Consider the following 23,245-nt stretch of genomic DNA (forward strand, 5'->3'; position numbering starts at 1 on the left):
AAACGCTGCGAGCGTTTCGTCGGCTCTCCCAAGACTGTGCCTCAAGCCTCCCCGGCCATCCCTTTCAGACTAGCCCGTTCGACCTGTCAAAAACCTGTCAGCTTCGCCCCATCCCTCGAAACGTTCCAAATTCGTTAAGGGGGCTAGACGGTCTCTTAGTGCGGCGAGACGATCTCGCTCCAAGTGGCGAGGAAGCGCTCGCGGCGCTGCCGGTCGAGGCCGACCAGCAGCGAGGGGCCGAAGCGGATGGGCTGCACCGCCCCCTTTCCGAGCGCGGTGATGCGCGCGGCCGTCCAGCGCCCTTCGCCATCCAGAAGCGCGCCGAAGGCGGCGGGGCCGGCCAGAACCGCCTGGCCCTGAGGCGACAGGGTGAAATCGATGAAGGCCTCGGCCAGCGCGGGCTGCGGCGCGTCCTCGGGGATCAGAAAGGAACGGGAGAAGACGAGCACGTAGTCGTCCGGCACCACGATGCCGATATCAGCGCCCGCGTCCTGCCGCGCGAAGGCGTAGGAGCCGATGATGTTGTAGCCGATGGCGAGATCGCCCGTCACCAGCCGGTCGAGGATCGCCGGGCTGGAGGCGCTGAGCTGAACCTGCGTGCGCCCGAAAGCGGCGGCGAGGCGCCAGAAATAGGAGGAGATCGCCTGATCCTGCGTCGCCAGGAGATAGCCGACCCCGCTTCGCGCCACGTCGTAGGTGCCGACCCGGCCGGCGAAGCGCCGGGGCTCGCGCTCCAGGAGTTCGGCAAGTTGGAGATGCGTGCGCGGCGCTTCCGCATCGCTCATGAGATTGCGGTTGTAGACGATCACCGCCGGCTCGAAGCTGAAGCCGAAGACCTCCGAGCGCCAGTGCGCCCAGTCGGGAATGGCGGCGAGCCGGGGTGGCTGATAGGCGCGCGCCAGCCCTTCGTTGACGAGCTTCACCTGAAGGTCGGAGGCCGAACTCACCACCAGATCGGGCGGCGCGGCGCCGGGCGCGACCAGCCGGTCGTAGACCGTGCGGCTCTCGTCTTCCTCGTAGGTGATGGCGATGTCCGGCCGCTCGCGCTGGAAGGCGCGGATCAAATGCGAGAACAGGCCCGTGTCCGTCGCGCCCAGGATGCGCAGCGTGGCGGAGGGCGGGTTTTCGCGCGCCTGGAACTCGGCGGCGGCCTCGGCCCGGCCGGTGAGCAGGGGGAGGGCGGCGAAGGCCGCGAACAGGAGAAGGGCCGGGAGGGCGCGCCCGCTTCGCGTCGCCCCCGGCCCGGCTAGGGGCGTAGCAGTCGGCGCGAGCGGCAGGCGCAGATGCATGTCGAGGCCGCCGCCTTCGCGCTCGCCGAGACGCACCTCGCCGCGATGCGCCTCCACCACGCGCGCGACGATGGCAAGGCCGAGCCCCGAGCCGCCCCGGTCCCGCCGCGAGCCCGTTTCGCCGCGCCGGAAGCGCTGGAAGACCAGCGGCCGCTCGTGCTCGGGGATGCCCGGCCCCCGGTCCAGCACGCGAATGGCGAGCCACGATCCGTCCCGCTCGATGCGGATTTCCACCGCCTCGTCGCTATAGCGCAGGGCATTGTCCACGAGGTTGCGGATGGCCTCGCGCAGCACCACCCGGTCGATCGGCAGTTCCGCCTCGGCGGCTTCGGGGGCGATGCACAGGCGCACCCGCTCGGCCATGTCGGGGCTGAGACGGCGCACGACCTCCTGCGCCAGCGGCGCGACGGGCGTGGGTTCGGGCTGGTTTTCCAGGCGGTGCGTCACGGTCGCGTCCATCAGAAGCTGCGAGACGAGCTGGCTCGCCTGCACTGCGCCCTCGTGGATGCGCTCGACATCGCGCCGCAGCGCCGCCGGGTCGCGCTCGCCCAAGGCCAGCTCGGCCTGGGCGCGAAGGCTCGCCAGCGGCGTGCGGACCTCGTGCGCGGCCTCGGCCACCAGCGCCTCCAGCCGCTCGCGCGCGAGCTTCAGTCGCGCGGTGAAGCCGTTCAGCGCGCCGACGAGCTGCGCCGTCTCCAGCGGGGCGGGCAGGTCGACCGGCGAGAGATCGTCCGGCGAACGCCCGCGCAGGTGCCGCTCCAGGGTAAGCAGCGGGGCGAAGACGCGGCCGATGCCGATCCACAGGAGAACCAGCGCCAGCAGCGTCATCAGCAGAACGGGCAGGATGGCGTTGTTCAGGATCTCGCGCGCCAGGGCGTTGCGCTCGCCCCGCGTCTCCGCGACGCGGATCGTCACCCAGCCCGTGCCCTCCGCCGTGGAGACGAGGCGCCCGACGCTGGCCACGCGCACCCCCTCGTCGCGATAGGTCTTGTCGGCGAAGGCGGGGTCGCTGCTGGTGGCGGGGCTCAAGCCGGCGGAAAGGTCGCTCTCGCCGGTGACGTTTTCGCCGGCCGGCGATTCCACGGCGTAGAAGATGCGATCCTCGCCCGAGAACATGGCGAAGGAAGCGAGCGGCAGCTCCACCGTGACGCGCCCGTCCTCCAGCTGCACCGCGCCGGCAATGGTGAGCGCCGAGGCGCCGAGCAGCCGGTCGAAGGCGCGGTCGGACGAGCGCTCGGCATAGTCGCGGATGAAGAGAACCAGCCCGAAGGCGGCGATCAAGAGCAGCGCGCCGGCAAAGACCAGGATGCGCCGCCGGATCGAGACCGGGCGCGGCGCTTTCGCGGCGGGCGCGTCGGCGGCGGCGGCGGCGCGGACATGGGCCGGGGCGAAGCGCAGCGGCATCAGCCGTTTTTCCGCTCGCCGGCCGCCTTCGGGTCGAGCGCCGGGCCGCTGCCCGGCACGCGCGCGACATAGCCCGCCCCGCGCACGGTGGCGATCTCGACCGAGGCGCCCTCCAGCTTGCGGCGCAGGCGCGAGACGTAGAGCTCCAAGGCATTGGTGGAGACCATGTCGTCATAGGAGAAGAGCTGCGCCATCAGCTGCTCCTTCTGCACCACGACGCCGGGTTTGGAGAGGAGGATTTCAAGGAGACGAAACTCGCGCCGGCCGAGTTCCACCGGCCGGCCGCCGACGGTCACGAGATGGCCCGCCATGTCCATTTCCACGTCGCCGACGCGGGCGAGACTCGTGGTCTGCCCGGCCGGCCGGCGCAGAAGGGCGCGCAGCCGCGCTTCCAGCTCGCGCAGGTCGAAGGGCTTCACGAGATAGTCGTCCGCCCCCTGGTCGAGAAGGCTCACCTTGTCGTCGATTTCGGCCCGCGCGGTGACGACCAATACCGGCACGCTGGAGCGCCCGCGCCTCAGCTCCGCGATCACCGAAAGCCCGTCGCGGCCGGGCAGCGACAGGTCGAGAATAACCGCGTCGAACCGCTCCAGCCCGAGGCATTCCAGCGCGTCCTCGCCGCTGCGCACCCATTCCACGGAATGGCCGGCATTGCGCAGGTGCCGGTTCACCGCGTCGCCGAGCCCTTCATTGTCTTCCACCAGAAGCATGCGCATGGCGACGGGCTGCCTGTCCGATCTCTTGTGATGCTCGAGCCTGCGGAGCATAGGGAGCCCGTCCGGCTTTGGAAACCGTCCGGGGAGGGGCGGGACACAAGGGCGCGTGATGCGCCGCACGTTACGAAGACGGTTGATCCCGGAGCGGGTCACCCCTTATCCCCCGAACCGACGAAGTGCCGCGCCCTCTGCGGCGAAACAGGAAGAAGGCTGGAAGCATGGATGGCATCGCGCGGGTGGGCCTTGCGGCCGAACTTCTGGCCTATGCGCAGGCGCGCGGTCCCGTCACGGTGGGTCTTGCCGGCGCCGGGCAGATGGGCACCGATCTCATGGTGCAGCTTCTTCTGATGCCGGGCGTCCGGCTGGGCGCGGTTTCCACTTCCAAGGCCGACCGCGCCCGCGAGACGCTGCGCTTTGCCGGCTACGAGGACGCGGCCGTGCGCAGCGCCGACACGCCGGCCGGCGTGGACGCCGCGATCGAGGCCGGCGCGGTCGCGATCGTGGAGGACTTCCGCTCCTTCTGCGCGGCGGGCCGGATCGACGTGGTGATCGACGCGACGGGCAGCCCGAGCGCGGGCACGCGCATCGCGCTCGACGCCTTTCGCAACGGCAAGCATGTGGTCATGCTCAATGTCGAGGCCGACATCACGATCGGCCGCTATCTCAAGGCCGAGGCCCGGCGCGCCGGCGTCGTCTACACGGGAGCGGCCGGCGACGAGCCGCAATCCACGATCGAGCTGATCGGCCTTGCCCAGTCGCTGGGGCTTGAGATCGTGGCGGCCGGCAAGGGCAAGAACAACCCGCTCGACTTCTCCGCCGTGCCGGCGGACTACGAGGAAGAGGCCGCCCGACGCAACATGAACGCCCGGATGCTGGTGGAGTTCGTGGACGGCTCCAAGACCATGGTGGAGATGACCGCCATCGCCAACGCCACGGGGCTGCGCCCCGACGTTCCCGGCATGCACGGGCCGAACGCCACGGCAGAGGATCTGGCGCAGGTTCTCTGCACGCGCGAGGACGGGGGCATCCTGTCGCGCTCGGGCTGCGTCGATTATTCCATCGGTAAGGGCGTCGCGCCCGGCGTCTTCTGCATCGTGAAGCCCAAGCATCCCCGCGTTCTGGAGCGGATCGCCGATCTGAAGGTCGGCCCCGGCCCGTGCTTCGCCCTGTTCCGCCCCTTCCACCTCACCTCGATCGAAGTGCCGCTGTCCGCCATCCACGCCGTCATGCGAGGCGCGCCGCATTTGGAGCCGCTGGACCGGCCGGTCGGCGAATGCATCGCGGTGGCCAAGCGGGACCTCGCCGTGGGCGAGGTGCTCGGGCGCATCGGCGAAACGCAATATCGCGGCTTCGCCATGACCTGGGAAGACGCGCGCCTGGCCGGCGGCCTGCCGCTGGGCCTTGCCGAGGGCGGGGTGGTGACGGCGGCGATCAAGGCCGGCGAAAAGATCACCTACGCCAACTGCACCCCCGACGCCGCGCAGGAGGTGACGCAAATCCGCAAGCTGCTGGACGAGGCGGATGCGCGGTTTCTGACCGCCGCCGCCTGATCGCTGCAAGTTCCCCGACGCGGCCCGCGGCAAGAGCGCGTCGGGGACTGATCGAACTGGGCGAACCGTGGTCTCTCGGCAGGGTCTGTCATGCTAGGGCGAAGGCTTCACGCTCGCCAACGGGCAGGACGCCTATCTCACGTTCGTTCAGGTCCGGCCGGACCATGCCGATCGCCCCTATCACCGCGCGGGCGTCGGGCTAAACCATCTCGCTTTCACGCTCGACAGCCGGGCGGCCGTCGATGCCTTATGGGCTCATTGCGAGGCGCGGGGCATCCTCTGTCTCTACGACGATTGCTATCCCTTCGCGAATGGCGGCGAGGACTATTATGCGCTCTTCGTCGAGGACCCCGACCGGACCAAGGTTGAGTTCGTCGCGGTGGGGCCTCTGCTGGACGTCGTTTGACGAAAGAGCGTTCGTCTCTTAAAAAAGACGAATGGATATTTTAGTGGATGATTCGGAGCGGCGGCTGGCGCAGCATATCCGGCGCGAGCGGGAGGCGCGGGGGTGGTCGCTGAGCGAATTGGCCGCGCGCTCGGACGTGTCGAAGGCGGCGATCAGCAAGATCGAGCGCGGCGAAGTGAGCCCGACGGCCGGCGTGCTGGTGCGGCTGGCCGAGGCCTTCGGGCTGACGCTGGCGGGCCTGCTCGTTCGGGCCGAAGGCGACGAGGCGCGTCTTCAGAGGAGCGGGGACCAGTGTTGGTGGACCGATCCGGAAACCGGCTATCGGCGGCGCCAAGCCTTCGCCCGGTCCTGGCATCCCGTCGAGATCGTCGATGTCGAGTTGCCGCCCGGCGGGCGTGTGGTGCTGCCCGCCTCTTCCTACAGCCGCATCCGGCAGGTCGTGCGCGTCACGCAAGGGCGGCTGCGCCTTTCGGAAGGGGGCGAGCTGTTCGATCTCGGCCCGGGCGATTGCCTCGGCTTCGGCGCGCCGGGCGAGGTCACCTTCTCCAACGAGAGCGACGCCCCCTGCTTCTATCTCGTCGCCCTCACAAGGAGTTGAAGCTATGCCCGATGCCGTGATCCGCCCCGTGGACGCCTCGCCCCGGTCGCTCAACGACCTGTCCGATCTCCTGATCGAGACGGTGGCGAGCGGCGGGTCGGTCAGCTTTCTCCATCCGCTGGACGAGGGGCGGGCCAAGGCGTTCTGGACCGGCGCGCTGGCGGCGGCGGCAAGCGGCGAGCGCATAGTGCTCGGCGCTTTCGACGGGGAGCGGATCGTCGGCACGGTGACGGTGTTTCTCGCGCTGCCGCCGAACCAGCCGCATCGCGGCGAGATCGGCAAGCTGATGACCGCCGTCTCGCATCGCGGCCGGGGCATTGCCAGCACCCTGATGGCGGCGGCCGAAGCCCTGGCGCGCGAGCGCGGCAAGAGCCTTCTCGTTCTCGACACCGCCGAGGAGGAGGGGGCCGCCTCGCTCTACGAGCGCCTCGGCTATGTCCGGGCTGGCCTGATCCCGCATTACGCCTTCAAGCCGCAGGGCGGGCTGACCGGCACGGTTCTGTTATGGAAGCAGATCGCGCCGCTGCCGGACCATCCCTGAGGGCGCCTACCGCTTGTAGTTGATCGCAAACGGCGGGATCGACACGCTTTCTCCGGAGGGCGGCGCTGGAAAGGGGCTGGCTCGGCGCACGAGATCGAGCGCCGCCTGATCCAGGATAGGATTGCCCGAGGACCGCGCGATGCGGATGTTGGACGCGGCGCCCGATGGGCCGATGGTGAAGGTCACGCTCGGCATACCCACTGCGCCGCCGGGCGGCGTGCGCTTGAAGCGGTTGAGGCGCGACTGAACCTGCGACTTCCAGCGCGCCACCGCGGACGAGGACACTGCTGCCCCTTGCGTCGTGGGAGCGCTGGACGCCTGCGAGGCGCGGGAGGGCGGCGGCGCGGCGCGCGGCGGCGTGCGCGGACGCGCCTCCTCGCGCGGGCGCTCCCGGCGTGGCTTGGGCGGCGTCGGGCGCTCGGGCGGCTTTTCGGCCACGCGCGGGCGAGGGGGCGTCGGGCGCGGCAGCGGTACGGGCGCGCGCTCGGCGACCTCCGGCGGCGCTTCCATCTTCGGCACCTCGGGCGTTACCACCGGCTCCGGCGGAGGCGGTTCGGGCAAAGTCTCGGGTTCCGGGATCGGCTCAGGCGGAGGAGGCTCCGGCTCGGCCACGGGCTCCGGGGGCGGCGGCTCGGGGGGCGCGGGTTCGGGCGGCGGGGCCACCGGCTCGGGCGGCGGCGGAACCGGCTCGGGTGTCGGCTCTGGCTGGGGCTCCGGCGGCACCGCCTCGGGCGGCGCTTCGACCGGCGGCGCCTCGACGGCCGGCGCGCTCGGCGGCGGGGCGGGCGGCGCGAGGTCGATCAGCACGGCTGCCTCGGGCGTGCCCTGCGGGGGCGCTTCCGGCGCGGGCATGTTGGAAACGTAGAAGGCCGCGCCCGCGTGTAGCGCGGCGACGGCAAGGGCGGCCGTGCCCCAGCGCATCGCGCCGAGCAGCGAGCCGCCGCGCTCCGCTGTCTTGTCGTAAACGAGGGTCATGGCTGGAGAGCGGGCGCCGCTTCGCTCGGGGCGGGGGCCGATTCCAGCCCCACCAGCGCGATCTTGAGATAGCCCGCCGTGCGCAGGAGGTTCATCACCTCCATCAGGTCGCCATAGGCCACCTTCTCGTCGGCGCGCAGGAAGATGCGCTCGTCGCGCTTGCCCCCGGTCTTGGCGTCCAGCGCGGCCTGGAGAGCGCCGCGCTCCACCGGCGCTTCGCCCATGACGAGGTCGAGATCGTTCGACACGGTGAGGAAGAGCGGCTCGTCCGGCCGCTCCTGCGGCTGCGCGTTGGAAACTGGCAGGTCCACCTGCACGTCCACCGTGGAAAGCGGCGCGGCCACCATGAAGATGATGAGCAGAACTAGGACGACGTCGATGAAGGGCGTGACGTTGATGTCGGCGACTTCGCCGGTGTCGTCGTCGTCGCCGGAGCGAAGGCTGACCCCCATGCCGCTTACTCCGCCGCCATGCGGGCCGGGCCGCGCAGCGTGGCCCCCGCCTTGGCGCGGTCGAGATCGCGCGAGAGGTGCTGGAGAACGCCGGCCGAGGCATCGGCCAGCACCGCCTTGTAGCCGGCGATGGCCCTGGCGAAGACATTGTAGATGATGACGGCGGGAATGGCCGCCACGAGGCCGATCGCAGTGGCGAGCAGCGCCTCCGCGATGCCCGGCGCCACCACGGCGAGATTGGTCGTGTTGGCCTTCGAGATGCCAATGAACGAATTCATGATGCCCCAGACGGTGCCGAACAGGCCGACGAAGGGCGCGGTTGAGCCGATCGTGGCGAGAAGGCCCGTGCCGCGCGCCATGCGCCGGCCGGCGCGCGCCTCGATGCGCTGCAGCGCGGTGGCGACACGCTCCTTCACGCCCTCGGAGGGCAGGCCGGCCGAGCGCTCGCGCTCGGCGCTCGCCGTGCGCACCATGGCCGCCACCGGGCCGCCGCGCCAGCCGGCGGCCTCGACGCCCTCGCCCTGCGGCAGGCCGCTGACCTCGGCAAGGCGCCGGACGCCCGACTGGGCCCGGCGACGCGCGCCGATCAGTTCCAGGACCTTGGCGAGCCAGATCGTCCAGGTGACGACGGAGGCGAAGGCGAGGCCGGACATGACCGCCTTCACCACGATGTCGGCCGCCATGAACATGCCCCAGGGGGACAGGTCGTGGCCCGTGGCATTGGCGGGTTCCGCCGGCAGCGTGCCCTCGTTTTCGCTGACGAAGGCCGGCAGCGTCGTCTGCCCGCCGGCCTCGGCCGCCGGAGAGGCGGGGGCGGACGCTTCGGGTGCCGGCGTCATGGGCGCGGATTGCACTGGCGCGGTTGCGGGCGCCGCCGGGGCCGCCGAAGGGCCGGGCGCAGGCGAGGTCGATGCGGGGGCGGCAGGCGCGGGGGAGGAAGATGCAGCGGGGAGCGCGCTCGGCGTGCCGCCGGCTGCGGGCGTTGCAGTGGTCGGCGCTGGGGAGGCGCCGTCCTGCGCCAGGGCGGGCGCCATCATCAGCAGCGTGGCGAGAAGGGCTGGGGCGGCGAGGCGTCGGCTCGTTTTCGCGGCGGCCATCGCCGGCGTCGCGGTGTGTCGAGGTCCGATCATGGCGGGGCCTTCCGGTCTGTTGAAGCGGGGGCGCGGCGACGAAGCCGGGAGAAGCCGTCGCGCAAGCGCCAATACATGATTTCATATGTCATGTTTTCATTAGGCAAGCGCCGTCCCCGCATCAAGCCCCTTTTTGCGCACGGATTTTCGCGTTGCCGCCCATCGACGCGCGGCCTTCGCGCTCCATCTCAGGCCACGAGTTTCCGGCCTGCCGGTTGTCGCCTTTCAGGAGGAAGCAGCCGAATTCGCCGTGGAAACGTTTCGTCCCGAACGACGAAGGATTTCGCCCATGAGCGCCCTGCCCAAAACCCCGTCCGAGACCCGCACCGGCGAGAACGGCTCGCCCCAACTGGTGATCGACACGATCCGCACCCTGTCGATGGACGCGGTTCTGAAGGCCCATTCCGGCCATGTCGGCGCGCCGCTCGGCCTTGCGCCGGTCGCCTATTCGCTGTGGACGCAGTTTCTGCGCTACGACCCGACCGCGCCCGACTGGCCCAATCGCGACCGGTTCGTGCTCTCGGTCGGCCACGGCTCCATGCTGCTCTACTCCGTTCTGCATCTGGCCGGCGTCGAGGAGATCGACGCCGATGGCCGCAAGACCGGCAAGCCCGCCGTCTCGCTCGACGACATCAAGCAGTTTCGCCAGCTCTCCTCCAAGACGCCGGGCCACCCGGAATATCGGATGACCACGGGCGTCGAGACCACGACCGGCCCGCTTGGCCAGGGCTGCGGCAATTCGGTCGGCATGGCGCTGGCCGAGCGCTGGCTCGCCGCGCGCTATAACAAGCCGGAAGCGAAGGTCTTCGACCACGACGTCATCGTCCTGTGCGGCGACGGCGACATGATGGAGGGCGTGTCCTCCGAGGCGGCCTCGATCGCCGGCCACCTCAAGCTCTCCAACCTCTGCTGGATCTACGACAACAACAAGGTGTCGATCGAAGGCTTCACCAGCCTCGCCTTTTCCGAGGATGTCGCCGAGCGCTTCCGGGGCTATGGCTGGAAGACGCTGCATGTCGCGGACGGCAACGATCTCGCCGCCATCGAGAAGGCCGTCGCCGAGTTCCGGCAGACGGACGACCGGCCGACGCTGATCGTGGTCGACACGGTGATCGGCTACGGCCTGCAGAAGCAGCAGGGTACGGCCTCGGCCCATGGCGAGGCCTTCGACGCCGACGACGTGAAGGGCGCCAAGCGCTTCTACGGCTGGCCGGAGGACAAGGACTTCCTCGTGCCGGACGCGGCGGCCAAAAGCTTCCGCGCCGCCGTCGAGGGGCGCGGCCGCCCGGCCCGTGAGGAATGGGAAGCGGCCTTCGCGCGCTATCGCGCCGCCTATCCCGAACTCGCCGCGGAGATCGACGCCATGCGCTCGGGCAAGCTCGTCGCCGGCTGGGACGGATCGATCCCGAGCTTCGAGCCGGACGCCAAGGGCCTCGCCACGCGCGATTCCGGCGGCAAAGTGCTGAACGCCATCGCCGAGAAGGTGCCCTATCTCATCGGCGGCTCGGCCGACCTTGCCCCCTCCAACAAGACCAAGCTCGGCTTCGAGGGCGCGGGCTCGTTCGAAAGCGACAATTACGCCGGTCGCAACCTGCATTTCGGCATTCGCGAACATGCGATGGGCTCGATCGCCAACGGCATGGCGCTGACTTACGTTCGGCCCTACGCCTCCACCTTCCTGGTCTTTTCCGATTATATGCGCGCGCCGGTGCGCCTGTCGGCGATCATGGAAATTCCCGTGGTCTGGGTCTTCACCCATGATTCGATCGGCGTCGGCGAGGACGGGCCGACCCACCAGCCGATCGAGCATCTGGCGAGCCTGCGCGCCATTCCCGGCCTCAACACGATCCGCCCCTGCGACGCCAACGAGACGGCAGAAGCCTGGCGCATCGCCATGGAGCAGACGCACGAGCCGACCGCGCTGATCCTGTCCCGCCAGCCGCTGCCGACGCTCGACCGCACGAAATACGCCCCGGCCTCTGGCTTGAAGCGCGGCGGATATGTCCTCGCCGGCGACCCCGGCGAGACGCCCGACGTGATCCTGATCGGCACGGGCTCGGAGGTTTCGCTCTGCCTTGCCGCCTACGAGAAGCTGGTGGCCGAGGGCGTCAAGGCGCGCGTCGTGTCGCTGCCCTCCTGGGAGCTCTACGAGAAGCAGGACGACAGCTATCGCGACAGCGTGCTGCCGCCGGACGTCATGGCCCGCGTCGTCGTGGAGCAGGCCGGCTCCATGGGCTGGGACCGCTATGTCGGCGCCAAGGGCGCCAAGGTCACGATGTCGACCTTCGGCGCCTCCGCGCCGCTCGCCAAGCTGCAGGAGAAGTTCGGCTTCACGCCGGATGCGGTCGTGGCGAAGGCGCGCGAGCAGATCGAAGCCCGCAAGAGCTGACCATCCGCTCCCTCCGCCCGGCGCCTTTCAGCGCGCCGGGCGGAGGGAGCCACAGAGCTTCGGCCGAAGGGGAGGGCGGCCGGGACTTCCCAAGCAACCCTGATGTCGAAGAGAGTTCCATGCAGATCGCGATCATCGGCCTTGGCCGAATGGGCGGCAATATCGCCCGCCGCCTGATGAAGCACGGCCACGAGGCCCTGGTGTTCGACCGCAACGCCGAGGCCGTCTCGGCCCTGTCCGGCGACGGGGCGACGGGCGCCGCTTCGCTGGAGGAGTTGGCTGGGCGCTTTAGCGGGCGCCGCGTCTTCTGGGTCATGCTGCCGGCCGGCGAGCCGACCGAGGCGACGATCCGCGACCTCACCCCGCTCTGCGGCGAGGGCGACGTCATCATCGACGGCGGCAACACGTTCTACAAGGACGACATGCGCCGCTCCAAGGAACTGGCGCCGCACGGCATCCGCTATGTCGATGTCGGCACCTCGGGCGGCGTCTGGGGCCTGGAGCGCGGCTATTGCATGATGATCGGCGGCCCGGAGGACACGGTGCGCGATCTCGACCCCGTGTTCGACGCGCTGGCGCCGGGCTATGGCGACATCGAGCGCACCCATGGGCGCAACGCGCCGGACGATCGCGCCGAGCGCGGCTATATCCATGCCGGCCCGGCAGGTGCGGGCCATTTCGTCAAGATGGTCCACAACGGCATCGAGTACGGCCTGATGCAGGCCTATGCCGAGGGCTTCGACATCCTGAAGTCCAAGAACTCGCCCCAGCTTCCCGAGGACGAGCGGTTCGACCTGAACATGCCCGACATCGCGGAAGTCTGGCGGCGCGGCTCGGTGATCTCCTCCTGGCTGCTCGACCTCACCGCCATCGCGCTGGCGGGCGACAAGGACCTCGCCCGCTTCTCCGGCCATGTCGCCGATAGCGGCGAAGGGCGCTGGACCCTGGAAGCGGCGATGGAAGAGGCGGTGCCGGTCAACGTCCTGTCCGCCGCGCTCTATGCCCGCTATCGCTCGCGTCAGGACGCGACCTTCGGCGACAAGATGCTGTCCGCCATGCGCTTCGGCTTCGGCGGCCACGTCGAAATCCCGCAGTAGCAACCGATCTCGGGCGCGGCTCTCCTTGCCGCGCCCCTCCTTCCTTCCGCGCCCATCCCCCGCACAAAGGCTCCCATGACCCTTGATCCGGCTCTCGCCGCCTCCATCCGCCTCGTCGTGTCCGATATCGACGGGACGCTGGTGCGCAACGACAAGACGCTGTCGGAGCGCACAATGGAGGCCGTGCGCCGCGCCGGGCAGGCGGGGATCGCCTTCACGCTGATCAGCGCCCGCCCGCCGAGCGGCCTCGGCGAACTCGTGGATCGACTGGGCCTCACCGGCGCGGTCGGCGCCTTCAACGGCGGCACCTTGTTCGAGCCGGGCGGGCGGATCGTCGAGGCGCATCGCCTGGAGGAAAACGACGCGCGCCGCGCCATCGCCCTTCTGGACGAGGCCGAGGTGCCGGTCTGGCTTTTCGCCGACGGGCTCTGGATCGCGCGCGACGACCACTCGCCGCACAGTGATCTGGAGCGCCGCGCCGCGCGGCAGGAGCCGACCATCGCGCCCGATTTCGAGACCTGGCTTCCGCGCGCCGACAAGGTCGTCGGCGTCAGCGACGACCACGCGCTGATCGCCCGGATGGAGCGCGAGATCGGGCAGGCGCTGGGCACAAGCGCCAATGTCGTGCGCTCGCAGCCCTATTTTCTCGACGTGACCACGGCGGTCGCCAACAAGGGCGCGGGCGTCAAGGCGCTGGCCGGGGCGGCCGGCATTCCCATGAGCGAGACGGCCGCGATCGGGGACATGCCCAACGACGTGCCGATGTTCGGGCCTGTCGGCCTTTCGGTCGCCATGGGGCAGGCGCCGGACGAGGTTCGCCGCGCCGCCCGGCATGTGACGGACACGAACGAGGCGGACGGCGTGGCCGCGTTTCTCGATCAACTGATCGCCGCTCGTTCTTGACGTAAAAAAGGGCGCTCGGGGCGCCCTTCTTCGTTTCTGGTCTTAGAGCACCTAACAAGGCCTCGTGGGGTCAGCTGGTCGGGTCTTTTCGCCGTGCACGTCGTTGCGAATGCTCGCCGATGCCGCCGGCATCGACTGCGCTTCGCTCCTCGTCCCCGGACGAAAATCCCTCGACCATCCTCCGCCCAGAGTTTTTGTTAGGCGCTCTTATTCGGCCGGGACGCGTTTTGCGCCCAGCGGCTCCGGTCCGGCATCCAGCGCGTCGATGTCGCCGATCCGGTTGTAGACCGCCTCATCCAGCATGCCCTGCCGCTTGGCGACGATCGTCGGCACCAGCGCCTGTCCGGCGACGTTGACCGCCGTGCGGCCCATGTCGAGGATGGGGTCGATAGCGAGCAGCAGGCCGACGCCTTCCAGCGGCAGGCCGAGCGTGGAGAGCGTCAGCGTCAGCATGACGGTGGCGCCGGTAAGGCCCGCCGTCGCGGCCGAGCCGACCACGGCCACGAAGACGATCAGCACATATTCGGTAAGCCCGAGTTGCAGGCCGAAGAATTGCGCCACGAAGATCGCCGAGATGGCGGGATAGATCGAGGCGCAGCCGTCCATCTTGGTGGTGGCGCCGAGCGGCACGGCGAAGCTGGCATATTCGCGCGGCACGCCGAGGCCCTTTTCCGTGACGCGCTCGGTGATCGGCAGCGTGCCGATGGAGGAGCGCGACACGAAGGCGAACTGGATGGCCGGCCAGGCGCTCTGGAAGAAGCGCACGGGGCTGAGCCCATGCGCCAGAAGCAGCGCGGGGTAGACCACGAGGAGCACCAGGGCGAGGCCGAGATAGATCGCGACCGCATAGGTGCCGAGCTGTGCCAGCGTCGTCCAGCCATAGACCGCGACCGCGTTGCCGAGCAGGCCGACGGTGGCGATCGGCGTCAAGCGGATGATCCACCAGAGCACCTTGTGCACGATTTGCAGGAAGGATCGGTTGAAGGCGAGGAAGGGCTCGGCGGCCTCGCCGACCTTCAGCGCGGCGACGCCGACCGCGATGGAGATGACGAGGATCTGCAGGACGTTGAAGTTGAGGCTCGTCGTCGCCGCGCCGTCCTTCAGGCTGGTGGAGGCTTGCAGGCCGAGAATGTTGGAGGGAATGAGCCCGGTCAGGAAGTCGAGCCATGAGCCCGAGCGCGAAGGCGCATGGGCGGCGGCCTGCGTCACCGAGGTGTTAAGGCCCGGCTGCAGCACGAGGCCGAGCGCGATGCCGATCAGAACCGCGATCAGCGCCGTCACGGCGAACCAGAGAAGCGTCTGCCAGACCAGCCGCGCGGCGTTGTTCAACTCCCGCAGATTGGCGATCGAGGCGACGATGGCGGTGAAGATCAGCACCGGCACGACGGTGCGCAGAAGCGAAACGAAGGAGGAGCCGACGGTCGCCAGCGTCTGCACCAGCCAGTTCGGCCCGCCCGAAGGGGCCGGCCCCATCTCGCGGGCGAGGAGCCCGAGCGCGAGGCCGATCACCAGCGCGACGAGAACCTGGAATCCGAAGGAGCGATAGAACGGCTTGGGAGGCCTGGGGGCGGCCGAGACGGGGCGTCCAGGGGCGGGGCGACGTGTGGAGCGAGAAGGTGCGGAGCGGGGAGGGGCCATGGGCAAGGTCCTGATCGGCGCCCGCCACTGGAGGGCCGGGCGCCTTCGTTCTGTCTTGCCTTCTATCTAGGCGGGTGCAGGAGAGTCGCCGAGACGGTGGATTGCGCGCACGGCCCCGCGCGGAGAAAACCATTCCTCAGAAGGGCTGTTTCGGAGCATTAGCCGGAGCTAGACCAACGCCAGCACCCGCGCTGGACCACCTGTGCCGCCCTTGTGCTTGGGCGCGCCGACGACGATCGTGGCGCCGGTCACGGGAAGGGCTTCCAGATTGGCCAGCCCCTCGATCCCGTAGCGCCCGCTCGGCAGCCAGGACGAGTGGACGGCGAAGTCGGCCGAATTGCCGGGATCGAGCGACAGCGTGTCGACGCCGATGGCGCTGACATCCCGCTCGGCCAGAAGATCGGTCGCGCTCTTGGCGAAGCCGGGAAAGGCGAAATTCCCCGCCGCGTCGTTGCGGAAGGCCGGCGTGCCGAGCTTGGCGGCCCAGCCCGAGCGCAGCGCGACGCAGGCCCCGGCCGGAATCTCTCCATGGGCGGAGACGAAGCGCTCGATGTCCTCGGCCTCCAGCGTGGCGTTCGGATCGTCCTTGGCCTTGGCCGTGATGTCGACGATGCAGAGCGGGCAGACGAGGCGCGAGGGCTCCAGCTCGTCGACGCTCAACCCGTCGCGGCTGAAATGGAGCGGCGCGTCGATATGGGTGCCGGTGTGCTCGAAGATCGTCAGCTTGTAGAGCTGGTAGCCGCTCTTGTCGAAATTCGCCGCCTCCTCCTGCGTGATGCCCGGCACGCCGTCGAAGGTCGGAAAGGCGCTGTCATAGGCATGGGTGAGATCCACGACCCGCCCGCCGTGGGTGACCTCGGCCAGGGCCGGGCGGGCCATGGCGAGAGGGGCCACGACCGCCGCGCCCGCAGAAGCGGAGGCCGCCGTGAAGAAGGACCGGCGCGACAGCATGGAATGCTTGACGCTGTCGATGACGCAGGCATGGCACATGCTCGAACTCCCGCTTTCCGAAAATTCCATCCTGGCGAAGGCGCATCCGGCCTCCAGCGAACCGCCGCCCGGCAAGGGCCGAGGGCGAAGCGGGGCCAAGGCCAAGCTTGGCCGAGCGCAAAGCTTGGCCGAGCGCGCGCCCCCTGGCAAGCCGGGCGCATTCGCCTCCGTCGGGACCGTGGAAAACCCGTGTCTCGCCAAGCCTTGCGAAACCATATAAGGATGTCCTTATATGGTTCGGCCCCCTGATGGCCGGAACGCCGACCCGTTCAAGTCCTGCCGTTAGGTGCCCCATGAGTTCCGCGTCCGACACGCTCTTCGCCGCCCGCCCCGCCGCCCCGCGCGAGGATGTGGGAACCGCGCTGCGCCGGGCGGCTTCCGAGCGCATCCTGATCCTCGACGGCGCCATGGGCACGCAGATCCAGGGCCTGGGGCTGGAGGAGGAGCATTTCCGGGGCGACCTGTTCCAGAACTGCGCCTGTCATCTGAAGGGCAACAACGACCTTCTGGTGCTGACCCAGCCAAAAGCCATCGAGGATATCCACTTCGCCTATCTCATGGCCGGGGCGGACATCGTCGAGACCAACACGTTCTCCGGCACGACGATCGCGCAGGCCGACTACGCAATGGAAGCGGTGGTCTACGACCTCAACCGCGAGGGCGCGGCCGTCGCCCGCCGTGCCGCCCTGCGCGCTGAGGAGGCGGACGGACGCCGCCGCTTCGTCGCCGGCGCCATCGGCCCGACCAACCGCACCGCCTCGATCTCGCCGGACGTGAACAATCCCGGCTACCGCGCCGTTTCCTTCGACGATCTGCGCGTCGCCTATGCCGAGCAGGTCAGAGGCCTCGTGGACGGCGGCTCCGACATCATCCTGATCGAGACGATCTTCGACACGCTGAACGCCAAGGCGGCGATCTTCGCGGCCGAGGAGGTGTTTGCCGAGAAGGGCCTTTGGCTGCCGGTGATGATCTCCGGCACGATCACCGATCTTTCCGGCCGCACGCTCTCGGGCCAGACGCCGACGGCCTTCTGGCATTCGGTGCGCCATGCCAAGCCCTTCACGATCGGGCTGAACTGTGCGCTCGGCGCCGAGGCGATGCGCCCGCATCTGTCCGAGATGTCCGGCGTCGCGGACACGTTCGTCTGCGCCTATCCCAATGCCGGCCTGCCCAACGAATTCGGCCAGTACGACGAGACGCCCGAGGCCATGGCCGCACAGGTGCGCGGCTTTGCCGAGGAAGGGCTGATCAACGTCGTCGGTGGCTGCTGCGGCTCGACGCCGGAGCACATCCGCGCCATCGCCGAGGCGGTCGCCGGCCTGAAGCCCCGCGCCATCCCCAAGCCCGCCCCGCTGATGCGCCTGTCGGGCCTCGAGCCCTTCGTGCTGACCAAGGACATTCCCTTCGTCAACGTCGGCGAGCGCACGAACGTCACCGGCTCGGCCAAGTTTCGCAAGCTGATCACCGCCGGCGACTATGCCGCCGCGCTGGACGTGGCGCGCGATCAGGTGGCCAACGGCGCGCAGGTCATCGACATCAACATGGACGAGGGCCTGATCGACTCCAAGCGCGCCATGGTGGAGTTCCTCCATCTCGTCGCCTCGGAGCCCGACATCGCCCGCGTGCCGGTCATGATCGACAGCTCCAAATGGGAAGTGATCGAGGCCGGGCTGCAATGCGTCCAGGGCAAGCCGATCGTCAATTCCATCTCCATGAAGGAGGGCGAGGAGGCCTTCCTGCATCACGCCCGCCTTTGCCGGCTCTACGGTGCGGCGGTGGTGGTCATGGCCTTCGACGAGGACGGGCAGGCCGACACGTTCGAGCGCAAGGTCGCGATCTGTTCGCGCGCCTACAAGCTTTTGACCGAGAACGGCTTTCCGCCCGAGGACATCGTCTTCGACCCCAATGTCTTCGCGGTCGCGACCGGCATCGAGGAGCATGACGGCTACGGCGTCGCCTTTATCGAGGCGACACGCACGATCCGTGAGACCCTGCCGCACGCCCATATTTCGGGCGGCGTGTCGAACCTCTCCTTCTCGTTCCGGGGCAACGAGCCGGTGCGCGAGGCCATGCACGCGGTCTTCCTGTACCATGCCATCCAGGCGGGCATGGACATGGGCATCGTCAATGCCGGCCAGCTCGCCGTCTACGACACGATCGACGCGGACCTGCGCGAGGCCTGCGAGGACGTGGTGCTGAACCGGCCGGGCCGCGAGGGCAAGAGCCCGACCGAGCGGCTGCTCGATCTCGCCGAGCGCTATCGCGGCACGGCCGGCAAGGAGGCCAAGGCCAAGGACCTCGCCTGGCGCGAGCGGCCGGTCGAGGACCGGCTCGCCCATGCCCTCGTCAACGGCATCACCGAGTTCATCGAGGCCGACACGGAGGAAGCGCGCCTCCAGGCCGCGCGCCCGCTCCATGTCATCGAAGGCCCGCTCATGGCCGGCATGAACGTGGTCGGCGATCTCTTCGGCGCGGGCAAGATGTTCCTGCCGCAGGTGGTGAAGTCCGCCCGCGTCATGAAGCAGGCCGTGGCCCATCTCCTGCCCTTCATGGAGGAGGAGAAGCGCTTGTCGGGCGGCGAGGAGCGCAAGAACGCCGGCAAGATCCTGATGGCGACGGTGAAGGGCGATGTCCACGACATCGGCAAGAACATCGTCGGCGTCGTTCTGGCCTGCAACAATTACGAGGTGATCGATCTCGGCGTCATGGTGCCGGCCGCCAAGATCCTCGAAATCGCCAAGGCGGAGAAGGTCGACGTGATCGGCCTGTCCGGCCTCATCACCCCCTCGCTGGACGAGATGGTGCATGTAGCGGCCGAGATGGAGCGCGAGGGCTTCGACGTGCCGCTTCTCATCGGCGGGGCGACGACGAGCCGCGTCCACACGGCGGTGAAGATCGACCCGCGCTATCGCAAGGGACAGACGGTCTATGTCACCGACGCCAGCCGCGCCGTCGGCGTCGTCTCCAACCTTCTCTCGCCCGAGGGGCGCGAGGCCTATGCCACGGGCATCCGCGCCGAATACGAGAAGGTGGCGGAGAAGCACGCCGAGGCCGAGGCCGAGAAGCAGCGCCTGCCGCTCGCCCGCGCGCGCGAAAACCGGCAGCGGATCGACTGGTCGGACTTCCGGCCCGCCAAGCCGAGCTTCCTCGGCACGCGCACTTATGACAGCTGGGACCTTGCCGATCTCGCCCGCTATATCGACTGGACGCCCTTCTTCCAGACCTGGGAGCTGAAGGGCCGCTATCCCGCGATCCTCGACGACGAGGCGCAGGGGCCGGCGGCGCGGCAGTTGTTCGAGGACGCGCAGGCCATGCTGCGCCAGATCGTGGACGAGACCTGGTTCCGCCCGCGCGCCGTGGTGGGCTTCTGGCCGGCCAATGCGGTGGGCGACGACATCCGCCTCTTCACCGACGAGGCGCGCAACGCGGAACTCGCCACCTTCTTCACCCTGCGCCAGCAGCTCGCCAAGCGCGGCGAGCGTCCCAACGTGGCGCTGGCCGACTTCGTCGCGCCGCTGGAAACCGGCGTGCCGGATTATGTCGGCGGCTTCGTGGTGACGGCCGGCATCGAGGAGGAGGAAATCTCCAACCGCTTCGCCAAGGCCAACGACGACTACGCCGCCATCATGGTGAAGGCGCTGGCCGATCGCTTCGCGGAAGCCTTCGCCGAGCGCATGCACGAGATGGTGCGCCGCGAACTCTGGGCCTATGCGCCGGACGAGCGCTTCGCGCCGGACGATCTCGTCACCGAACCCTATGCCGGCATCCGCCCGGCGCCGGGCTATCCCGCCCAGCCCGACCACACGGAAAAGGTCACGCTTTTCAAGCTCCTGAACGCCGAAGCCGAAACCGGCGTGGTGCTGACCGAGAGCTATGCCATGTGGCCGGGCTCCTCGGTCTCCGGCCTCTACCTCGCCCATCCCGACAGCTATTATTTCGGCGTCGCCAAGGTGGAGCGCGATCAGGTCGAGGACTATGCCAACCGCAAGGGCATGGCGGTGGCCGAGGTGGAGCGCTGGCTCGGGCCGGTGCTGAACTACGTGCCGGCGCGAAAGGTGGACGGCTAAAAATCGGCTTGCATCAGCCCGGCGCCCGTGGATTGCTACCCTCTCCCGAAGCGGAGGGGGTGGCATGTCCCTGGACCATTGGCTGGCATTCGTCGCGGCGTCCGCCGTTCTTCTGGCGATCCCGGGCCCGACGATCCTGCTCGTCATCTCCTATGCGCTGAGCCATGGGCGCAAACTCGCGGCGGCGACGGTGGCCGGAGTCGCGCTCGGCGACTTCACCGCCATGACCGCCTCGATGCTCGGTCTCGGCGCGCTTCTGGCGGCCTCCGCCGCCCTGTTCACGGCCCTGAAATGGATCGGCGCCGCCTATCTCATCTATCTCGGCATCAAGCTTTGGCGCGCGCCGGTCTCCGGCGGGGCGGGGGAGGCGGCCGGCACCGAGGGCCCAAGCGAGCGCCCCTTGCGCGTCTTCCTGCACATCTATGTCGTGACGGCGCTGAACCCGAAGAGCATCCTCTTCTTCGTAGCCTTTCTTCCGCAGTTCCTCGACCTCTCCCGGCCGCTGCTCGGGCAGATGCTGGTCTTCGAGACGACCTTCCTCGTACTCGCAACGCTGAACGCCACGCTCTACGCGCTCCTGGCCTCGATGGCGCGCCAGTCCATCCGCAAGCCCGGCGTGCAGCGCGCGGTCAACTGGACGGGCGGCTCGCTGATGATCGGCGCCGGCCTTCTCGCCGCCGGCTGGCGCCGCTCCGCCGCTTGAAACCAGCGCGGTTCAGCCGATGGACTTGAGACGGGCGGCGGCCTTCGGCGCGGCGTCGCCGAGATGCGCGATCTCCTCCCAGAAGGCGGCGTGCACCTCCTCGGTCTGAGCCCGTAGCGGCGCATCGGGATCGGCCAGGAAGAGATATTGAAGATCGTGATGGACATGGTCCGGCTCGCCGCGCCGGGGGTTCCCGAAACATCGTGGCTGTCGATCACGAAGGGAAGGTCCATTCCCTGGTGCCAGGGATGAAGCCGGAGTCCGGCGACGCCGGTTTCCTCCACGGCTTCGCGCGCCGCCGAATCGTGGAAGAAGGGGGCCGCCTCATAATGGCCGCCCGGCTGGAGCCAGCGACCCAGGGCGATGTGGTCGATCAAGAGCACGCGGCGGTGATCGGGCGAGACGACGATGGCGCTCGTCGTCACATGACCCGGCAGGGTCGCGCGATCGTCCAGCGCATGGCCCTCGGCCATCTGCCAGCGCAGCAAAGCCAAAGTCTCGCGCGGCGAGGCGACCTCGGCGCGATAGCGGCCGACGATCGCCCCGAGGCGGACAAGGAACGGGCTCAAGCCGCCTCCGCACGCTCCTGCCCTCGGCCGCGCGCGGGCAACGGCTGCGCTTCTTCGGCCGCCGCGGGCGCGCTATCGACTGAGGCGACGGTCGCGAACTCGCCGGGCTCCAGCTTGAAGAAGGTGGCGCGGTCGTTGAGGTTGACGGCTTCGCCGGCCAGCGCCTCGGCCGTGGTGGTCATCTGCAGCGCGGCGCCGGCATTGGCCTGCGTCACCTGGTCGAGCTGCACGATGGCCTGGTTGATTTGTTCGATGCCGATCGATTGTTCGCGGCACGCGGCGGCGATCTCGCTGACGATGTCGGCCGTGCGCCGGATGTCGGGCATGAGGCCGTCGAAGACCTTGCCGGCTTCCTCGGAGGCGGCGAGCGTCTGGCCCGAGAGGGTGCCGATGTCGGCGGCGGCGGCCTGGGAGCGCTCGGCGAGCTTGCGCACTTCCGATGCGACCACGGCAAAGCCCTTGCCGTGCTGCCCGGCGCGGGCGGCTTCGATCGCGGCGTTCAGCGCTAGAAGGTCGGTCTGCCGGGCGATCTCCTGCACGATCTGGATCTTCTCGCTGATCTCGCGCATCGCTTCCAGCGAGCCGGTGATGGCGACGCGGCTTTTCTCCGCCCCTTGCGCGGACTGTGCGGCGATGCGCTCGGCCTGAACGGCGTTGTCGGCGTTCTGGCGAATGTTGGCGGTCATCTCCTCCACCGCCGCCGAGGTCTGCTCGGAGGCCGCCGCCTGCTCGGTGGAGCCCGACGACAATTGCTCGGCCGTGGCAGCCGACTGGCGCGAGCCGGTCGCCACCTGCTCGGCCGAGGTGAGAACGTTGGAGACGATCTCGCTGAGCTTGGCGCTCATGCCGTTCATGGAGCGCAGGAGATCGCCGATCTCGTCGGAGCCCCGGACCTGCTCTCGGCGCGAAATGTCGCCCGCGCCGATGCTGTCGGCCAGCTCCACCGCGCGGCCGAGCCGGCGCGAGATGGAGAGCGACAGCCAGAGCGCCGCGCCGGCCCCGAGGCCGAGGCTCGCCAGAAGCGCGGTGAGAAGCGAAAGCTTGGTGTCCCGATAGGCTTCGTCCGCCGCCGTGATCGAGGCCTTGGCGGCCGTATCGATCGCCGCGTCCAACACGCCGAGCTTTTCGGCCAGCGCGAAGGCGGCGGGCTTCAACTGGCTGTTGAGATAGGCGCCGGCCTCGTGCGAATGGGCGACGGTGTCCGGCGCCGCCGAATCGAGATCGGCCTGTTCGGCCAGCGCGAGCGCCTTGTCGGTCACGGTGCGGAACGAGGCGGCCAGCGTCTGCGCCTCGCGGATCGGCGCGCCCTCCAGCGACAGGCCGCCCAGTCGCCCGAGACCCTCGCCGATCACGGCCCAGGCCTTGGTGTACTGCTCCTTCAGGACCGGGCGAAGCTTGGGATCGGCGGCGTAGGTCATCCAGAGGATGCGGCGGATTTCCTCGATTCGGGTGCGGATTTCGCCCACCGTCTTGGTCTGTTGGAAGGGCTCCGCCACGAAGTCCACCAGCCGCGCATTGATGTCCGTCGTGCTCTTGTAGCCGAAGGCGCCCGTGGCGGCGGACAGGCACAGAACGGCGCCGAACGAGGCCGCGATCTTGGTCTTCAGGCTAAGGCGCATGGGTGTTCTCCACGAGGCAACGGATTTCGAATGACGATGGTCCGTCAGTCAGCGGTACGATCCGTCTTAGCCGAGAGCGGTTTCGAAACGCTGAAACTCCGGCCGCGCATGCCGTGGAACACCGGCGAGAGCGCGGGCGCGAGCGCTTGCTGTACCCGGCCGGCCTCTGGCATTGCGGAAAATTCACTTGCGCAACAGTCTGCTTGACT

16 protein-coding genes and 2 pseudogenes are annotated in these 23,245 nt (G+C 69.1%); 9 read left to right on the forward strand and 9 right to left on the reverse strand.

The genetic code is table 11. The features are described from left to right. Positions 1–155: 155 nt before the first annotated feature. Positions 156–2,693 carry a sensor histidine kinase gene (locus AUL32_RS06310; RefSeq protein WP_082659334.1) on the reverse strand — a complete coding sequence of 846 codons (2,538 nt, stop codon included), beginning with the start codon at positions 2,691–2,693 and terminating at the stop codon, positions 156–158. Continuing rightward, positions 2,693–3,409: a response regulator transcription factor gene (locus tag AUL32_RS06315; RefSeq protein ID WP_062112744.1), complete on the reverse strand. Its 717-nt coding sequence runs from the start codon at positions 3,407–3,409 to the stop codon at positions 2,693–2,695. The genes AUL32_RS06310 and AUL32_RS06315 overlap by 1 nt, the downstream gene beginning before the upstream one ends. 218 nt (positions 3,410–3,627) lie before the next feature. On the opposite strand from AUL32_RS06315, the gene AUL32_RS06320 reads away from it, so the two are divergent. The 4 genes and pseudogenes from AUL32_RS06320 to AUL32_RS06330 all read left to right on the forward strand — a co-directional run bounded on the left by AUL32_RS06320 (position 3,628) and on the right by AUL32_RS06330 (position 6,504). Continuing rightward, the gene (locus AUL32_RS06320) at positions 3,628–4,959 is read left to right on the forward strand and encodes an NAD(P)H-dependent oxidoreductase (RefSeq protein WP_062112747.1); all 1,332 of its coding nucleotides are present in this window, start codon (positions 3,628–3,630) and stop codon (positions 4,957–4,959) included. A gap of 133 nt (positions 4,960–5,092) precedes the next feature. Then, a pseudogene (locus AUL32_RS26410) lies at positions 5,093–5,365 on the forward strand (VOC family protein); the annotation flags it as partial. 43 nt (positions 5,366–5,408) lie between these two features. Then, positions 5,409–5,963 carry a helix-turn-helix domain-containing protein gene (locus AUL32_RS06325; protein WP_374700929.1) on the forward strand — a complete coding sequence of 185 codons (555 nt, stop codon included), beginning with the start codon at positions 5,409–5,411 and terminating at the stop codon, positions 5,961–5,963. A 4-nt stretch (positions 5,964–5,967) separates the two neighbouring features. Beyond that, on the forward strand, positions 5,968–6,504 hold the full coding sequence (locus AUL32_RS06330; RefSeq protein WP_062112753.1) for a GNAT family N-acetyltransferase: 537 nt from the start codon (positions 5,968–5,970) through the stop codon (positions 6,502–6,504). 6 nt (positions 6,505–6,510) lie between these two features. Here AUL32_RS06330 and AUL32_RS06335 read toward each other — a convergent pair whose 3' ends face one another. Genes AUL32_RS06335 through exbB form a run of 3 tightly spaced genes read right to left on the reverse strand, consistent with a single transcriptional unit; the run spans position 6,511 to position 9,061 of the window. Continuing rightward, positions 6,511–7,479, reverse strand: coding sequence for an energy transducer TonB (locus AUL32_RS06335; RefSeq protein WP_062112756.1), 969 nt, complete (start codon positions 7,477–7,479; stop codon positions 6,511–6,513). Then, on the reverse strand, positions 7,476–7,931 hold the full coding sequence (gene exbD, locus AUL32_RS06340) for a TonB system transport protein ExbD (RefSeq protein WP_062112759.1): 456 nt from the start codon (positions 7,929–7,931) through the stop codon (positions 7,476–7,478). Before exbD ends, AUL32_RS06335 begins: the two co-directional genes overlap by 4 nt. A gap of 5 nt (positions 7,932–7,936) precedes the next feature. Next, a complete protein-coding gene (exbB, locus tag AUL32_RS06345; RefSeq protein WP_062112763.1) occupies positions 7,937–9,061 on the reverse strand; it encodes a tonB-system energizer ExbB in 1,125 nt (374 codons plus the stop codon). 289 nt (positions 9,062–9,350) lie between these two features. Between exbB and tkt the strand changes: the two genes are divergently transcribed. From tkt to AUL32_RS06360, 3 genes are all read left to right on the forward strand, one after another. Continuing rightward, positions 9,351–11,450, forward strand: coding sequence for a transketolase (gene tkt, locus AUL32_RS06350; protein WP_062112766.1), 2,100 nt, complete (start codon positions 9,351–9,353; stop codon positions 11,448–11,450). 119 nt (positions 11,451–11,569) lie between these two features. Then, positions 11,570–12,547, forward strand: a complete 978-nt coding sequence (gene gnd, locus AUL32_RS06355) for a phosphogluconate dehydrogenase (NAD(+)-dependent, decarboxylating) (protein WP_062112769.1) — start codon at positions 11,570–11,572, stop codon at positions 12,545–12,547. A gap of 75 nt (positions 12,548–12,622) precedes the next feature. Continuing rightward, entirely contained in the window at positions 12,623–13,450 is an 828-nt protein-coding gene (locus tag AUL32_RS06360; protein WP_062112773.1) for a Cof-type HAD-IIB family hydrolase, read from the forward strand. A 207-nt stretch (positions 13,451–13,657) separates the two neighbouring features. On the opposite strand, the gene AUL32_RS06365 is transcribed toward AUL32_RS06360, so the two are convergent. Together AUL32_RS06365 and AUL32_RS06370 are read right to left on the reverse strand one after the other, a co-directional pair. After that, on the reverse strand, positions 13,658–15,088 hold the full coding sequence (locus AUL32_RS06365; protein WP_062112776.1) for a dicarboxylate/amino acid:cation symporter: 1,431 nt from the start codon (positions 15,086–15,088) through the stop codon (positions 13,658–13,660). 168 nt (positions 15,089–15,256) lie between these two features. Beyond that, complete coding sequence (locus AUL32_RS06370; protein ID WP_062112779.1) at positions 15,257–16,078, reverse strand: cyclase family protein; 822 nt, start codon at positions 16,076–16,078, stop codon at positions 15,257–15,259. Positions 16,079–16,371: 293 nt separating this feature from the next. Between AUL32_RS06370 and metH the strand changes: the two genes are divergently transcribed. Together metH and AUL32_RS06385 are read left to right on the forward strand one after the other, a co-directional pair. After that, entirely contained in the window at positions 16,372–20,145 is a 3,774-nt protein-coding gene (metH, locus tag AUL32_RS06380) for a methionine synthase (protein WP_062112784.1), read from the forward strand. Between the two features lie 64 nt (positions 20,146–20,209). Further along, a complete protein-coding gene (locus AUL32_RS06385; protein WP_062112786.1) occupies positions 20,210–20,848 on the forward strand; it encodes a LysE family translocator in 639 nt (212 codons plus the stop codon). Positions 20,849–21,111: 263 nt separating this feature from the next. Here AUL32_RS06385 and AUL32_RS26415 read toward each other — a convergent pair. Together AUL32_RS26415 and AUL32_RS06390 are read right to left on the reverse strand one after the other, a co-directional pair. Next, a pseudogene (locus AUL32_RS26415) lies at positions 21,112–21,321 on the reverse strand (NUDIX domain-containing protein); the annotation flags it as partial. Positions 21,322–21,413: 92 nt separating this feature from the next. Further along, on the reverse strand, positions 21,414–23,036 hold the full coding sequence (locus AUL32_RS06390; RefSeq protein WP_062112789.1) for a methyl-accepting chemotaxis protein: 1,623 nt from the start codon (positions 23,034–23,036) through the stop codon (positions 21,414–21,416). Positions 23,037–23,245 lie beyond the last annotated feature (209 nt).

Origin of the sequence: Aureimonas sp. AU40, assembly GCF_001463785.1 — a bacterium.
Classification (GTDB): domain Bacteria; phylum Pseudomonadota; class Alphaproteobacteria; order Rhizobiales; family Rhizobiaceae; genus Aureimonas.